Genomic DNA, 14,685 nt, shown 5'->3' on the forward strand with positions numbered 1-14,685 from the left:
AATCCCCCTCCGCCCGGCCGAATCATCCTTTGGAACGACCGTTTGCCCCGCCGTACCTAGCGTTTCTTCTTCTTGGGTTTGTTGTGCCGCTCGGCCGCGAGCGCGAGCAACTCCTCGGCGTGGGCCTGGGCGGCGTCGGAGTTCTCCAGGCCGGCCATCATTCGCGACAGCTCCTTCAAGCGAGCGTCGTCATCCAGAGCGACCAGTCCACTTGTGGTGACCGAACCGTCGTCACTCTTCAGTACGACGGCATGCCGGTCGGCGAACGCGGCGACCTGCGGCAGGTGGGTCACCACGATCACCTGGGCCTTCTCGGCCAGCCGGGCGAGCCGTTTGCCGACCTCGACCGCCGCGCGACCGCCGATGCCGGCATCGATCTCGTCGAAGACCAGCGTCGGCACCTTGTGGGTGTCGGACAGGATCACCTCGAGCGCCAGCATCACGCGGGACAGCTCACCACCGGACGCCGACTTCTGCAGCGGGCGGGCCGGGCTGCCGGGGTTCGCCGCGAAGCAGAACTCGATCTCGTCGATACCGAACGGTCCGGCCGACGTCTCGTGCACCTCGACCGACAGCGTCGCGTGCGGCATCGCCAGCCCGGTCAGCTCCTCCGACACCAGTACGCCGAGTCGCTGCGCCGCCTCGATGCGCGCCTCCCGCACCTGGCGGCCGAGCTCGGCCAGCTTGGCGTCCAGCTCGGCCAGCTCACCGGTCAGCAGCTCGACGCGCTCATCACTGCCATCCAGCTCAGCCAGCCGCTCGGCGGATCGCTTGGCCCAGTCGAGCACCTCGTCCGCAGTGCCCTGCTCACCGCCGTACTTGCGGATCAGGTTCGTCAGCAGCGACCGCCGCTCGCTCACCACCGACAGCCGGGCCGGGTCGGTGTCCACGTCGGCGGCGTACGACGAGAGCTCGCCGGCCAGGTCTGCCGCCAGATACCCGAGCTCGCCGGCCCGGTCCGCGAGCTCGGCCAGCTTGGCGTCGTGCTCACGTTCGCCATCCAGCAGTTGCTTCGCCAGCGCCAGCAGACCGAGTACGTCGCTCGGTCGCGTCGCCTCGAGATCCTCGGAAGCCAGTGCCTCACCCGCGTTGGTGGCCGCGGTCCGCAGACCGTCGGCGTACGCGAGCCGCTCCTCTTCGGCCGCCAGCTCGGTGTCCTCACCGGGCAGCGGCTCCGCCTTCGCAACCTCCTCCAGGCCGAACCGCAGCCGGTCCGCCTCGGCGAGCCGATCGCGTTGCCTGGTGGTCAGCTCGGTCAGCTCGGCCTCGACCTCACGGTGGCGCTTGTACGACGCCGCGTACTCCTGCAGTGGCACCAGAACCGGCTTACCGGCAAAGGTGTCCAGGGTCTCGCGCTGCCGGGCCGGCTGCAGCAGCCGCCACTGATCGGCCTGTCCGTGAATCGCGACCAGGTCGCCGGTCACGTCGCCGAGCACCGACACCGGCACCGACGCCCCGCCGAGGAATGCCCGCGAGCGTCCCTCCGACGACAGCTCGCGTGCGATCAGCAGCTCCTCGTCGTCCATCTCGCCGCCGCGGTCCTCGGCCTGCTGCACGATCGACTTCGGGACGTTGGTCGCCCGGCCCTCGACGCGCGCCCGCCGCACCCCGTGCCGCACCAGCCCACTGTCGGCACGGCCGCCGAGCAGCATGTTCACGCCGGTCACGACCATCGTCTTACCGGCGCCGGTCTCGCCGGTGACGGCGGTGAACCCGGGGTCGAGGTCCAGCGTCGCGTCCTCGATCACGCCCAGGCCGATGATGCGGATTTCCGAAAGCATCAGGTCTCCTGTTGACCGTTGGGATTGCGTTTGCGTTCGGCGGCACCACGCCAGCCGAGCACCGGAAGGTCGAACTTGGCCACCAGCCGATCGGTGAACGGCGCCTCGTGTGCCCGGGCCAGCCGGACCGGGCGAGCACCGCGGCGGACCACGATCTCGGCCCCCGGCGGCACCTCGACCATCCGCCGGCCGTCGCACCACAGCACCCCACGGCCGTTCCAGGACGGCACCAGCTCGATCGACAGCCGCGACGACGGCGCCACCACGATCGGCCGCGAGAACAGTGCGTGCGCACTCACCGGGACCAGGATGATCGCCTCGACCGCCGGCCAGACGATCGGGCCACCGGCCGAGAACGCGTACGCCGTACTGCCGGTGGGCGTCGCGACCACGACCCCGTCGCAGCCCCAGCGGGACAGCGGGCGGTCGTCGACCTCGACCAGCACCTCGAGCATCTTCTCCCGGGCGGCCTTCTCGATACTCGCCTCGTTCAGCGCCCAGGTCTCGAAGATCAGCTCGTCGTTGTGGCGGACGTCGACGGCCAGCGTCATCCGCTCCTCGACCGTGTAGCTGCGGTCCACCACCACCTGGACGATCCGCTCCAGGTCGTCGACCTCGGCCTCGGCCAGGAACCCGACATGCCCGAGATTGACGCCGAGCACCGGCGTACCGTGCGGGCGGGCCAGCTCGGCACCGCGCAGGATCGAACCGTCGCCGCCGAGCACGATGATCAGCTCGACGTCCTGCGCGGCCTTGTCGGGGTCGACGGCGATCTCGACCGGCTCGAGCTTGAGGTCGTCGGCCTCGTTCGCGAGCAGCCGGACCAGCAGTCCGGCATCCGTCAGCAGCCGGTGCGCCTCGCGCGCCACCCCGACCGCCTGCTCACGGCCGGTGTGCGTCACCACCAGCACGCGCCGCGGCTCAGCCACTTGTCCCCTCCTATTGCGGTCCACGCTCGATCGCGTCCTGCAGCATCGTCTCATCCAGCGGCGGCGCCGAACGCCGTATCCACAGGAAGTACTCGACATTTCCGGACGGTCCGGGCAGCGGACTGGCCGCCACCCCGGCAATCCCCCAGCCGAGCTGCTGCGCCTTGGCCGCAACTCCCCGTACGGCGTCCGCCCGCAGCTCGGGGTCGCGCACCACCCCGCCCTTGCCCAGCCGCTCCTTGCCGACCTCGAACTGCGGTTTCACCATCAGCATCAGCTCGCCGTCCGGTTTCACCACTCCGAGCAGTGCGGGGAGCACCAGTGTGAGCGAGATGAAGCTCAGGTCGCTGACCACGAGGTCAACCGGTTCACCACCGATTTGCTCGAGCGTGAGGGTGCGGACGTTCGTCCGGTCCATCACCGTGACCCGCTCGTCGGTCTGCAGCGCCCACACCAGCTGTCCGTAGCCGACATCAACCGCGAACACGTGCTGGGCCTCGTTGCGCAGCAGTACGTCGGTGAATCCGCCGGTGGACGCGCCCGCGTCGAGAGCGATCCGGCCCTTCACCTGGACCTCGGGGAACGCCTCCAGTGCGCCGATCAGCTTGTGCGCACCACGACTCGCATACCCGGGGTCGTCGGTCGCCGAGGTGTCGACCACGATCGGCGCATCGGTCCCGACACCGGTCGCCGGCTTCGACGCGACCGCGCCGGACACCTTCACCTTGCCGGCCGCGATCAGCTCACTCGCCTGCTCGCGCGACCGGGCCAGCCCGCGCCGTACCAGCTCAGCGTCGAGCCGCGTGCGCTTCGCCGCTCCCTTGGCCACTACGGGCTGCGGTCGCCTTGGTCGGCGTCCGCCTCGACCAGTGCGGTCTGCAACCGCTCGTGCAGGTCGGCGTAGACCTCCGCGTGCTCAGCGACCGGCTTGTCCCGCAGGTCGTGCAGCCGCCCCATCACTTCGTCCACCAACGGGTGACCGGAGTCGTCGTCGTGCTGCTCGGTGTCGTGCTGCTCGGTGCCCGAGTCGGCCGGCTCCGCGACGAACGGGCGCTCGTGCTGCTGACCGGGGTCGCGGGCGAACTCCGGCCCGAACTCCACCTCGGCCGGATCCACACCAGCGTGCTCGGCCGGCTCCGGATCCACCGTCTCCTGCGACTCCTCGCCGTACTCCGGCCCCGGCGACTCCTCGTCGTACGCCAGGCTCTGGGAGCCGGGCTCGGCGTCGTAGTCGGGCTGGGCCGGGCGCTCCTCTTCGTGCTCCGGCGTGTAGTCCGGTTCCACGTCGGGGTCGACGTCCGGGGGGAACTGCTCGCCAGGGTGTTCGGTCACGTCAGGCCTTCTTCGCCGTCTTCTTCGCCGCCGTCTTCTTGGCCGGAGCCTTCTTCGCGACCGTCTTCTTGGCTACTGCTTTCTTGGCCACCGCCTTCTTCGCGGGAGCCTTCTTCGCCGGGGCTGCCTTCTTGGCGGGGGTCTTCGTCGCCGGGGCAGTCGCCACCGGAGCCGGCGCCTCGGCCTGGGCCTCGGCGAGCTCGGTCTCCAGCTGCTGGACCCGCCGGGTCAGCGCCGCGACCTCCTCGGAGCGGACGAACCCGAGCCGCGCCACGGCGCCCTCGACCTCGTTCGTCACGATCGCTTGCAGCAGCTGGCGGTTGCTCTTGCTGGTGGCAACGATCTCGTCGGCCAGGTCGCTCACCTTCGTGGTCAGCCCGGACGTCAGTGCATCCGCACCCGTCTGCTGCAGCAACGCCTTCGCCGCCGCCTCGGCCTTCTGCTTGCTGACCTCGGCCAGACCGTTCGCCAGCTGTACGTAGCCGCGCAGTGCGTCCATCACCATGACTGCCTCCTCGCTTCGTTCCAGCAACGGTAGCGCTTCGGGTTCACTTGTCCAGGCCGACCCGGTGGAGCGCACCGTTGATTGCGATCGTGCCGAGAGCCGGTGCGGGCTTCGGCAGCGGACGGCGACTGCTGCGGGTCGCTGACTTGGCAGTCTTGGTTGTGGGCTTCACCGGCGCGTCGACAGCGGTCCAGACGGCGGACAGGATCGCGCGCAGACCGTCGTACGGCTCACCTTCACCCTTGACCGCCACGGCGTTGTTCACGACCTCGGCGGTCCAGCCACCACAGGTGTGCTTGCTGCCGTCAACCGTCACTCCAGGCTGCTTCTGTGCCAGCGCTGCCAGGTCAGGAGCGATGTACGTCGGACGCTGGTCCTTCGGCGCCTGTGCCAGGTCATGTGCATCGTGGACACCGGTTGCCACCCACAGACTGGCGATCCCGACCGCATGCGCACCAGCGATATCGGAGTCCAGCCGGTCACCGATCATCAACGGCTTCTTCGCCTTCAGCCGCTCAATACTCGTCTCCAGCAACGGCGGCTCCGGCTTCCCGGCCACGACCGGGTCCACCTCGACCGCAGCCCGGACAGCCTGTACCAGCGTGCCGTTCCCGGGCGCCATGCCGGCCGCCGTCGGAATCGTCAGGTCGAGGTTGGTCGCGAACCACTTGGCGCCCTCGTTGATCGCATGCGCGCCATCCGCGAGCATCACCCAGTTCACATCCGGGTGGAAGCCCTGTACGACGGCCACCGGGCGGGCGTCGCTGCTGCGGACCGGCGTCAGCCCGTACTCCTCCAGAGCCGAGATGAGTCCCTCGCCACCGATGACGAGCACCGGCGAGCCCTTCGGGTACTCGGACGCGATCAGCTTCGCTGCGGCCTGTGCGGACGTCACCACGTCGTCGGCGATCACATCCAGCCCGAACGACGCCAGGTGCTCGGCCACGATTCTTGCCGGACGGCTGGCGTTATTGGTGATGTAGCCGATCCGCATGCCCTCCTTGGCCGCCTTCCGCAGGTGCTCGGGCGCATCCGGTACCGGGTCCGGACCGACGTACACAACGCCGTCCAGATCCAGCAGGGCGACGTCGTACCGGCTCGCGAGCGGTTCATCACACTCCGACAGCGGCGCGGGCGCTTCGCGGTGCGCCGTCATCGGTCCGCCCGTACGATGCCGCTCATGCCGGATTCGAGGGCGAGCGTGCTGCGGCTGGACCCGTTGCGGGCCTGGCGGTTCGTGGCGGGCATGGTGAGCGGCCTCGGGGCCGTCACATCGCCGCCGTACGACGTGCTGGAACCCGCGCTGGTCCGGCGGCTGACTGCGTCTGATCTGCACAACATGGTGAGGCTCATCCTTCCACGCGACCCCAACCTCGGTCCGAACCGGTACGACGAGCCCGCGGAGCGGCTGGCCGCATGGCAGGCCGCAGGAGTGGTCATCCAGGACCCGCGGCCCGCGCTGTACGTCTATGAGCAGCGCCTGGGCGACGCCGTACTGTGCGGTCTGGTCGGTGCGCTGGCTCTGGATCCGCTGCGACGCGTAGTGCTGCCGCACGAGAACGTGATGCCGCACTGGGTCGACGACCGCCTCGAACTGATGGAGGCCACCGACGCGGACCTGGAGCCCATTCTGCTCGCGTACGGCGACGGTGGTGCGGCCAGCGACGCAGTGGACGCCGCCCGGACCGGAGTGCCGTGGGTGGAGGCCGAAACCGAGAACGGTGCCGAACACCGCATCTGGCGGATCGAAGACCCCGAAACGCTCGCAGTGATCGCCGTCGAGCTCGCCAAGCACGAGGCGCTGATCGCCGACGGCCACCACCGCTACGCGGCGTACCTGGAGCGCAACCGTCGCGAACCGGACCGATCCAGTACGTCGTCCGGCCTGGCGATGCTGGTGGACTACAACCGGCACCCGCTGACCCTGGACCCCATTCACCGAGTGGTGCCGGGTCTGACGCTGGAGATGGTTGAGTCCCGCACCCCGGACGGCTGGGACGTTCTGCCTGGGCGGTCCGAGACCCTCCCGGACCACATCCGGCTGACCGACGGCACAGCGTGGCTCACGGTCCGCCCGGCCAACGGTCAGACCGTCCCCGTCGTCTCATCCCTGCACGAGCACCTCCTCCCCGCGTGGGGTGCTCCGGTCGACGAGGTGACCTTCCACCACACCTGGTCCGACGCACTGGCCCTGGCCGGCCCTTCGCAAGCAGCCATCGAGCTCACGGCTCCACGGCTGGACCAGGTCCTCGGCTCGGCGATCCAGGGCGTCATCCTGCCGCAGAAAGCCACCTCGTTCGGTCCGAAGCCGCGCGTCGGCCTGCTGTTCAGGATGCTCTAGCTTCGACCTCACTGCGGGTCGGCGCTGTTGCCGGGCCACTGCGGGTGACGGCAATGGCTGCGGCGATGTTGGCCCGCCAGGCAGCCTCCAGTACGTCGGTGCCGCGGAGAAGCTCAGCCGCGAACCAACCGCAGTGCGCATCCCCGGCACCGTTGGTGTCCACCACATCCACCGGGATGCTCGGCACCACCTGCGCTGTGCCGTCCTGCGCCACGACACAGCCACCTGCCCCGATCCGCACCACGACGACGGCTGTTGGCGGCACTCTGGTGGCCAGCTCCCGCGCAGCGTCAAGGGGATCGGAGAGGCCGGTCAGTAGCTGGGCCTCGCGGTCGTTGCAGCTCAGCACCGCAGTGCGAGCCAAGGCACGCGCCCAGACGTCCGGAGCGATGTCGGCCACGAGTGGGCCGGGGTCGATCAATAGCCTGCCGCCCCGGATCGCCAGCACCTGCTCGGCTTTCTCCGGGACTACCAGGCTGTAGCCGGAGACGTAGCCGATGTCAGAAGCGTCCAGATCAGGGAGTGCGTCTCCAACAGCTGTCTCGGCACCGCTACCGGTAACGAACGTGCGCTCGCCGGTGTTGTCGAGCAGTACCACGCACACGCCGGTGTCGATCGCAGTAGTGATCGGTTGCTCGATTTTGACGCCCTCTGCGGCGAGTGCGGTCCGCACCCGATCGCCTCGCGGTCCGGTGCCGTGGCCACCTGCGTAGACCACGGTGGCACCGGCCCGGGCCGCGGCGGCCATCACATTGAACCCACCGCCGACGTACTCGACCGTGGAGAGCGCCAGCACGTCACCGCCAACCGGTGGCAGAGCGGGTACCTGCATGACCAGATCGATGACCACCTGTCCGGTGTGCACGAGCCGCCCGGTCACTGTGCATCCTCCTGACGGGCACCACCGAGTGCGGCGTACGACCCTGCTCCGACAACGAAGGTGATCACCCAGGCCAGCCCGTTCGCGCCGAACCACGTGTCAGCGAGCGGTCCGGTGAACCAGGGATCCGCTGCGGGCCCCAGAGTCGCGAACAGGTAGCCCACCACGATGGCCAGCGCCCAGGCCCCGAACGCTCGCCAGGCGACGCCACCGCGGTACCAGTAAGCACTGGTACGACGGGTGTCCAGCAGCGCGTCAGGGTCGTAGTGACGGCGTCGCAGCATGTCGACGGCGAACACTCCGACCCACGCTGTGATCGGAATGGCCAGTGCGCTGATGAAGGCGATGAACGGACCATAGAACCCGTCAGCGATGAGCAGGAAGTAGATCGCCCCGGCGAAGGTGACCGTCACATCGACCACCACCGCGTACACCCGCCGAACCCGCACACCGAGGGTGAGCGTGGTCAGCCCGGCCGAGTAGACCGAGAGGTGGTTGGACAGCAACAGTCCACCGAACGCCGCGATCAGGTACGGAACAGCCATCCAGCTCGGCAGCATCGCGCGGATCGCGGCAACTGGGTCCCCCGCGTTCGCCAGCGTGGGGTCGCCTGCTGCGAGCAGACTGCCCAGCGAGATCAGCAGTACCAGCGGTATACCCGCACCGGCCGCAGCCGACAACACCAGCGAACCGCCGCGCACAGTCGGAGCCTGATAGCGAGACATGTCGGCCGATGCGTTCGCCCAGCCGATACCTGTACCTGCTGCGATCACACCGATCCCAGCCACGACCACACCGACGGGTGCGGGCGAGGCAGCTCCAACAGCCGACCAGTCGACGGTCGCCACCAGGAAGCCGCCGACCAGAATGTTGAGCGCTCCGAACACCCAGGTCGCCCACCGCTGCACGGCCACCAGGAAGGCGTGACCGAGTCCGGCGACGAGCACGGTCAGCAGCTCGAACACCGCGATGGCGACGATCGTCAGTACCGGATGCTCCTTCGCCGCCGGGCTGGTGCCGAACAGGATCGTGGCCAGCGAGAGCAGCGCGAACGCCGCGGTCGTGGTGTTCACGGTCTCCCAGCCCAGCCGGGACAACAGCGAGACGAGCGTCGGACCAATGTTGCCGCGGGCACCGAACGTCGCGCGGGACAACGTCAGACCGGGCGCACCACCACGGCGGCCGGCGATCGAGATCGCCCCGACGATCGCGAACGACCCGACCGAGCCGACGACCGCTGCGATGACGGCCTGCCAGACCGTCATCCCCATCGCGACCAGCGTGGCCCCCAGCGGCAGACCGAGGATGGAGATGTTGGCAGCGAACCAGACCCAGAACAGCTGACCGGGACGGCCCGTGCGTTCGCCGACCGGGACCGGCTCGATGCCTCTGTTTTCCAGCGTGGATTCTGTTGCCTGGCTTGCAGTATCGGTGGCCATAGCGGCCTCCTTCAGGGGAGATTGGTAGCGCGCAGCGTGAGCAGTCCGTCGACAGTCGCGTCGAGATCGAGGCGATTGACCTGGCGAACCTGGTCGAGCAGATCGGCCGGTAGTCCGGACATGCCGTGGTGCGAACCGAGTACGGCGCCACAGATCGCGGCAATCGTGTCGGTGTCGCCACCGAGTGACGCGGCCGTGGTGAGCGCAGCGCGGACGTCGTTGCCGAGCACCTCGACCAGGGCGAACGCGGCGATGACGGATTCGTTGGCAGCGACCGACGTACCAACGACTTCGTCGAGGGCCGGGACGAGTTCGGCAGGAGTGAGGCCGCGGGCCCAGCCACGGACCCAGCGCAGCCGTGCGGCGATGCTGCCACCGGCAACCCAGTGGCCGCGCCGACCGCCAGCTGCTGCGGCCTCCTCAGCTGTGGCCAGCGCAGTGGGCAGGTCAGCCCCGGCCACTCCAGCCGAGACTGCCGCAGCCACTGCGGCAGCTGCGCCAATCCCGAGGCCGGTGTTGTGGGTGACCCGGCATGACTCGACCACCGCATCCACCAGCGCTGTGTGCGTGGCCCCACGGGTCACGTCTACGCCGTACGCGATGCCGACCGGCGCAACCCGCATGGCCGCGCCATTCGTCGTACCGTCCCGGCCGGTCTGCTCAGCCGGCACCCCGTCAGCGAGGCGATCCAGTGCGCGTTTGGTGGACGGTCCGAGCAGGTCGAGGGAGCCGCGGCTGATCATGTCCTGTTCCCAGGACTGCAGGGCCTCAGCGAACAGATGGGGATCCACTCGGCCGTTTCCCTCGATCAGAAGCCGTGCGAGCAGCAGTGCCTGCTCGGTGTCGTCGGTGATCGTCCCGGCTGGCATGTCTGGCGCAATGGGCTGGTCCGAAGCTCCGGGCAGTAGCCGATCGACCACGCCGTACCGCAGTGCGATGTCGGCCCGGGACAGCGACTGCGTGGGCATCCCCAGCGCGTCACCTAAGGCCAGTCCGTACAGAGCGCCCAGTGCCCGGTCCCGGGTGCTCATCGGGTCGCCGGGAAGCTCAGGTGGAACCGGAAGCGCTGGGGGTCCAGCAGACTCACCACGTGCTCGACGAGATCGCCGTTCTGATCGCGTGTGACCCGGATTGCCTGCAGGAACAGCTCCCCGGGTGTTCGCTCGAGCAGTGCGGCATCAGCGGCGTCCAGTGGCTCGACTGAGATCCACTGCTCGCCTCCGACGCCATGGCGGCCGGCTGCGCGCAGAGTTGCGGTGATCGAGTCGTCGACCAGTCCGGTAGTCGGCAGGTCCGCCAGCGCTCCGGTAGCCGGTAGCGCGGAGACCTCGATCGAGACGGGGTGCCCGCCTGCGCGACGCAACCGCCGTACCGTGACGACCGGACCGTACTGCTCCTCGATCGCCGGATCCCCGCCTGCCGCGATCCCCAGCAGTTCGGTGCCGACATCTGCGCCGCCTTCGGCCAGCGCGCGAGCCCAACCGATCTGCTGGTCCAGCTCCTTGCCGTCGAAGGTGACGAACGAGCCGACTCCGGTCTCGGTAGTGATCAGCTCGCGCCGCTGCAACTCGGCCAGCGCGCTCCGGACCGTGCCGCGGGAAACCTGGTAGCGGGTCGCGAGCTGGTTCTCCCCCGGCAGCCGCTCACCATGGCCGAGTCGCCCGGTCCGGATGTCGGTGGCGATCTCCGCGACCAGCTGGGATCGCTTCGAACGACCTACCTGTTCAGACATGTACATACATGTACAACCAGGTGGTCAGCCTGTCAAGAGCGGTGGTAGAGGCTGAGGAACTCCTCACGCAGCGGCTTGCGGGCCGCCCGGTGCCGCTCGACCAGCCGCCCTAGCGTGAACGCTCGCTCCGACCCCGCATCCGCCACCAGCCCAGTCAGCGCGTCCGCGGCGGCGCAGTGGTCCTGGTGCTGCCCGAGCAGCTCCTGATACCGCGCAGCCTGTACGGCGGTCGCCTTCGCCTCATCACCGAGCACAGTCGCGCAGGTGTTGGCGGCGTACCGGACTCGCTTGGCCAGCAACCGCACCTCATGCCAGTCGTCGTCCTGTGTCCACGGCTGCAGTTTGTCCGCCTCCCGCGCGAACAGCCGCGCGGCACCGTCGAGCAACTGGGGTAGCGCCTCACCGCAGGGCGTCTCTGCCTTCTCTGAGAGCTCCGGCGCCGTCTCCAGAGTTCGGAGTAGCGCGGCGGTGTCGTCTCCGAGCATCACCGCCGAGGATCGCGCTGACGCCTGCGCCAGGCCCGCAGTCAGCGTGCTCAGGATGTAGTCGACGTGCGCGGCGTCGTCCTCGCTGTGCGCGGTCTCCTTCACGAGCACCGCAATCACCTCAAGGTCCCGAGCCTCACCGCAAGCCAGCGCCAACGCAGCCAGGTCCGCCCGCAGAGCGCCGGCCCACTCCCCCGCCAGCAACTTCCGGAACAGCTTCAGATCGCTCCGCAACCGCCGGCACGAAACCCGCACCTGATGGATGGCGTCGTCCTCCCCCTTCTCCACCATCCGCACAGCCTTCTGCAACCGCCGAGCCCCCTTGGCGACCGCCGCCCCCACCAGCACCCCGACAGGATCGTCCGCCAGAACCCTCACACTCGCACTCATCGCCCCATTCTCCTGGCTCCAGCGCCGCCACGACCTCCCCCGCGAGTCTCCACCGCGCCGCCACAAGCCGGGGGTGTGAACAACATCTGGGGGCCGCGAACAAGGTATGACCTGTTCAGACCCCCGAATGGCTGTGCGCACCCTCGACTAGAGGACCGGTCGACCCGGCAGCGTCGGCTCCGTGAATGCGAAGGAGCCGCCGGGGATCACCCCGGCGGCTCCTTCAACGCGATTTGTTCTACTGCTCGGATTTCTCCGGCTTGTCTTCCGCGACCACCTCAGGCGACTCGTCCTCGGCATCCTCGTCGTCGGACTCGTCGAGGTCGCCGAAGTTGTCTTCGTCGTCCACCTCGTCGACCTCCACGACCGTCGCGGCGTCGTCGGTCTCCTTCGCCTCTTCGATCTCCTCGTCCTCGAGGTCTTCGTCGAGGTCGGTGAACTCGAGGCCTTCGAGCTCGGCGGCGCGCTCAGCAGCTCCGGTCGAACCATCGGCGTCGGCGCCGGCAGCACGGTGGAACCAGACCAGAGCTTCCTCGGTGCGGTCAGCAGCGGCCAGGGCGTCGGCGTACGCGTAACGCAGGCGCGGCAACCACTCCGCCCGGGTGCGCTTGGTCAGCTCCGGTACTTCGAGCACCTGGATCGCGGCCGCCGTCTGGCCCATGTCACGCCGTGCACCGGCCGTCACGATCAACAGCTCGATCTGCGTCGGCTCGGACAGGTCCCGAACGTGCTTGTCCTGTGCCAGCGCCAGCGCCTTCTCCGGTCGTCCGAGCGCACGCTCGCAGTCGGCCATCATCGCCAGTACTTCGTGGTTCCCGGTCATCCGCCGTACGGCGCGGAACTCGGTCAGCGCCTCGTCGTAGTGCTCAGCCAGGTACGCCGTGATCGCCACGGCCTCGCGAACACCGCCCAGCCGCGCGGCGAGCCGCCGAGCCGTCCGGGCGTGCTGGTACGCAAGCTCCGGCTCGTCGTCCAGGAACCGGCCGGACGCCACCAGGTGCTGAGCGACAAGGTCGGCCAGGCTGCGCGGCAACGAGCGCAGCTCGGCCTTCACACCCCGATCCAGCTCGCCACCGGTGATGTCCGCAGGAATCACCGGGTCGTCGCGACGCGGACCGACCTTCTCTTCGTCATCCCGCCGCGGTCCACCACGACGGTCGTCCCGTCCACCGCGCGCACCCCGATCGTCCCGCTTGAACGCGCCACGCTCACCACGAGCCGGCCCCGCACTACGAGCAGGACCCCGAGCGCCGCCCCGCTCATCCCGAGCCGACCGCTGATCCCGCCGGCCATCGCCCCGGTCATCCCGCCGGAACCCACCAGCCGACCCACCCCGCTCATCCCGAGCAGGCCGCGTATCGCGGCTGAACCCACCCCGCTCATCCCGAGCAGGCCGAGTGTCCCGGCTGTACCCGCCCCGGTCATCGCGAGCAGGCCGAGTGTCCCGGCTGTACCCACCACGGTCGTCCCGTGCCGGGCGCTCACTGCGCGCCCCGCCCCGATCGTCACGTGCGGGCCGGTCATCACGCGCCGGACGCGTATCGCGGTTGAAGCCGCCCCGATCATCGCGAGCAGGCCGTGCGTCGCGGCTGTACCCACCACGGTCGTCCCGTGCCGGGCGCTCACTGCGCGCCCCGCCTCGGTCATCACGGTTGTAGCCACCACGGTCATCACGCGCCGGACGGTCACCCCCGCGGAAGCCACCACGATCGCCACCACCGGAACGGTCGTCACGCTTGTAACCGCCACCTGCAGGGCGGCTGTAGCCGCCACCACTGGGGCGGTCGTCGCGGCCAGCTCCACCAGTAGCGCGGTTGTCTCTGTTGTACCCACCGCGGTCGCCGCCACCAGAACGGTCGTCGCGACGGTAGCCGCCGCGGTCGCCGCCACTCGAGCGGTCGTCGCGGTTGTACCCACCGCGGTCGCCACCTGTGGAGCGGTCGTCACGACCGGCGAGCTGACCTCCGAAGGGATCCCGGCGACCCTTGTCGTCACCACGGGAGCCGGCGAACCCGCGCCGGTTCTCGGTCCGGGCATCGTCTCGGTTGCCACCAGAGCGAGGAGCCCCGGTCCGCGGGCTGTCCCCACGACTGGAAGGACCGCGACTCGCGCCATCCCGGAACCCACCAGAGCTCCGCTGTCCACCACCCGAGCCGGAACCACCACCCGACCGGTTGCCGCCGTAGCCGGAACCACCGCCTGAGCCACCTGACCCCGAACGGTTGCCGCTGTAACCCGACCCGCCACCGGAGCTCGAACCGCCACCGGAACCGGAGCGCTTACCGCTGTAGCCGGCACCACCGGATTCGGGACGTCCCCCACCGCTACGGCTGGGACGTCCACTGCTCCCGGAGGAACCGCGTCGGTCCCCCGAGCCGGATCGGGGATTGCGAGGTGGCGTCGCCACTGTGACTCCTAACGATGCTGTAGTGCGGGGTAACCGCACAAACCTACCGCCCCAGGCCCCGGACGCCCGCATCGAGCGGCCCGGAGACCACCCAGCGAGCACCGCCCAGAGAACGGCGCAGCAAGAAAAAATGGGCCAGACAAATGCTAAGGGCCACCCCTTGCGGGGTGGCCCTTAACAGTGTGAATGTCCGGCGGCGTCCTACTCTCCCACGACCTCCCGGTCGCAGTACCATCGGCGCTGAAGGGCTTAACTTCCAGGTTCGGAATGGAGACTGGGTGTTTCCCCGACGCTATGACCACCGAAACACTATTCAGATATACAAACAACCAGCCCTGCACAGTCACACACCCCGGTCGGGGGTGTGGTTGCTGGGGGTCCTGTTCATATTCTGGGAACCGTACAGTGAACGCGAGTTACTTGTAGCGCAGCGGTCTGTGTCATCGCCAACCAGTGGTTGGTGT

The 14,685-nt window shown here is 69.0% G+C and carries 14 protein-coding genes and 1 rRNA gene; 1 reads left to right on the top strand and 14 read right to left on the bottom strand.

Features of this window, described 5'->3' with window-relative positions; translation table 11 throughout:
* Positions 1-56: 56 nt before the first annotated feature.
* Genes recN through ACFCV3_RS37155 form a run of 6 tightly spaced genes read right to left on the bottom strand, consistent with a single transcriptional unit; the run spans position 57 to position 5,703 of the window.
* On the bottom strand, positions 57-1,781 hold the full coding sequence (recN, locus tag ACFCV3_RS37130) for a DNA repair protein RecN (RefSeq protein ID WP_376038652.1): 1,725 nt from the start codon (positions 1,779-1,781) through the stop codon (positions 57-59).
* Positions 1,781-2,710, bottom strand: a complete 930-nt coding sequence (locus ACFCV3_RS37135) for an NAD kinase (protein WP_376038654.1) — start codon at positions 2,708-2,710, stop codon at positions 1,781-1,783. Before ACFCV3_RS37135 ends, recN begins: the two co-directional genes overlap by 1 nt.
* Before the next feature lie 10 nt (positions 2,711-2,720).
* Positions 2,721-3,539, bottom strand: coding sequence for a TlyA family RNA methyltransferase (locus ACFCV3_RS37140; RefSeq protein ID WP_376038656.1), 819 nt, complete (start codon positions 3,537-3,539; stop codon positions 2,721-2,723).
* Positions 3,539-4,042 carry a hypothetical protein gene (locus ACFCV3_RS37145; RefSeq protein ID WP_376038659.1) on the bottom strand — a complete coding sequence of 168 codons (504 nt, stop codon included), beginning with the start codon at positions 4,040-4,042 and terminating at the stop codon, positions 3,539-3,541. Before ACFCV3_RS37145 ends, ACFCV3_RS37140 begins: the two co-directional genes overlap by 1 nt.
* A gap of 1 nt (position 4,043) precedes the next feature.
* A complete protein-coding gene (locus ACFCV3_RS37150) occupies positions 4,044-4,547 on the bottom strand; it encodes a polyhydroxyalkanoate synthesis protein PhaF (protein WP_376038661.1) in 504 nt (167 codons plus the stop codon).
* Between the two features lie 43 nt (positions 4,548-4,590).
* Complete coding sequence (locus ACFCV3_RS37155; RefSeq protein WP_376038664.1) at positions 4,591-5,703, bottom strand: HAD-IIA family hydrolase; 1,113 nt, start codon at positions 5,701-5,703, stop codon at positions 4,591-4,593.
* Positions 5,704-5,727: 24 nt separating this feature from the next.
* On the opposite strand from ACFCV3_RS37155, the gene ACFCV3_RS37160 reads away from it, so the two are divergent.
* Entirely contained in the window at positions 5,728-6,888 is a 1,161-nt protein-coding gene (locus ACFCV3_RS37160) for a DUF1015 domain-containing protein (RefSeq protein ID WP_376038667.1), read from the top strand.
* Here ACFCV3_RS37160 and ACFCV3_RS37165 read toward each other — a convergent pair.
* The 8 genes from ACFCV3_RS37165 to rrf all read right to left on the bottom strand — a co-directional run bounded on the left by ACFCV3_RS37165 (position 6,875) and on the right by rrf (position 14,527).
* Positions 6,875-7,768 carry a PfkB family carbohydrate kinase gene (locus tag ACFCV3_RS37165; RefSeq protein WP_376038669.1) on the bottom strand — a complete coding sequence of 298 codons (894 nt, stop codon included), beginning with the start codon at positions 7,766-7,768 and terminating at the stop codon, positions 6,875-6,877. The two genes, ACFCV3_RS37160 and ACFCV3_RS37165, sit on opposite strands and share 14 nt — an antisense overlap.
* A complete protein-coding gene (locus tag ACFCV3_RS37170) occupies positions 7,765-9,207 on the bottom strand; it encodes a purine-cytosine permease family protein (protein ID WP_376038672.1) in 1,443 nt (480 codons plus the stop codon). The genes ACFCV3_RS37165 and ACFCV3_RS37170 overlap by 4 nt, the downstream gene beginning before the upstream one ends.
* An 11-nt stretch (positions 9,208-9,218) precedes the next feature.
* Positions 9,219-10,238: an ADP-ribosylglycohydrolase family protein gene (locus ACFCV3_RS37175; RefSeq protein ID WP_376038674.1), complete on the bottom strand. Its 1,020-nt coding sequence runs from the start codon at positions 10,236-10,238 to the stop codon at positions 9,219-9,221.
* Positions 10,235-10,939 carry a GntR family transcriptional regulator gene (locus tag ACFCV3_RS37180; protein ID WP_376038676.1) on the bottom strand — a complete coding sequence of 235 codons (705 nt, stop codon included), beginning with the start codon at positions 10,937-10,939 and terminating at the stop codon, positions 10,235-10,237. Before ACFCV3_RS37180 ends, ACFCV3_RS37175 begins: the two co-directional genes overlap by 4 nt.
* A gap of 32 nt (positions 10,940-10,971) precedes the next feature.
* Complete coding sequence (locus ACFCV3_RS37185) at positions 10,972-11,814, bottom strand: CHAD domain-containing protein (protein ID WP_376038678.1); 843 nt, start codon at positions 11,812-11,814, stop codon at positions 10,972-10,974.
* A 238-nt stretch (positions 11,815-12,052) separates the two neighbouring features.
* The gene (locus ACFCV3_RS37190) at positions 12,053-12,910 is read right to left on the bottom strand and encodes a hypothetical protein (RefSeq protein ID WP_376038680.1); all 858 of its coding nucleotides are present in this window, start codon (positions 12,908-12,910) and stop codon (positions 12,053-12,055) included.
* Positions 12,907-13,809, bottom strand: a complete 903-nt coding sequence (locus tag ACFCV3_RS37195) for a hypothetical protein (RefSeq protein ID WP_376038682.1) — start codon at positions 13,807-13,809, stop codon at positions 12,907-12,909. The genes ACFCV3_RS37190 and ACFCV3_RS37195 overlap by 4 nt, the downstream gene beginning before the upstream one ends.
* Before the next feature lie 600 nt (positions 13,810-14,409).
* Positions 14,410-14,527, bottom strand: a 5S ribosomal RNA gene (gene rrf, locus ACFCV3_RS37200).
* Positions 14,528-14,685 lie beyond the last annotated feature (158 nt).

Source organism: Kribbella sp. NPDC056345 (genome assembly GCF_042262745.1).
Classification (GTDB): domain Bacteria; phylum Actinomycetota; class Actinomycetes; order Propionibacteriales; family Kribbellaceae; genus Kribbella.

What these genes read in the sequence shown, in the direction of transcription:
- recN (WP_376038652.1), bottom strand. Translation starts at nt 1,781, where the DNA reads ATGCTTTCGGAAATCCGCATCATCGGCCTGGGCGTGATCGAGGACGCG.
- ACFCV3_RS37150 (WP_376038661.1), bottom strand. Translation starts at nt 4,547, where the DNA reads ATGGTGATGGACGCACTGCGCGGCTACGTACAGCTGGCGAACGGTCTG.
- ACFCV3_RS37155 (WP_376038664.1), bottom strand. Translation starts at nt 5,703, where the DNA reads ATGACGGCGCACCGCGAAGCGCCCGCGCCGCTGTCGGAGTGTGATGAA.
- ACFCV3_RS37160 (WP_376038667.1), top strand. Translation starts at nt 5,728, where the DNA reads ATGCCGGATTCGAGGGCGAGCGTGCTGCGGCTGGACCCGTTGCGGGCC.
- ACFCV3_RS37170 (WP_376038672.1), bottom strand. Translation starts at nt 9,207, where the DNA reads ATGGCCACCGATACTGCAAGCCAGGCAACAGAATCCACGCTGGAAAAC.
- ACFCV3_RS37175 (WP_376038674.1), bottom strand. Translation starts at nt 10,238, where the DNA reads ATGAGCACCCGGGACCGGGCACTGGGCGCTCTGTACGGACTGGCCTTA.
- ACFCV3_RS37180 (WP_376038676.1), bottom strand. Translation starts at nt 10,939, where the DNA reads ATGTCTGAACAGGTAGGTCGTTCGAAGCGATCCCAGCTGGTCGCGGAG.
- ACFCV3_RS37185 (WP_376038678.1), bottom strand. Translation starts at nt 11,814, where the DNA reads ATGAGTGCGAGTGTGAGGGTTCTGGCGGACGATCCTGTCGGGGTGCTG.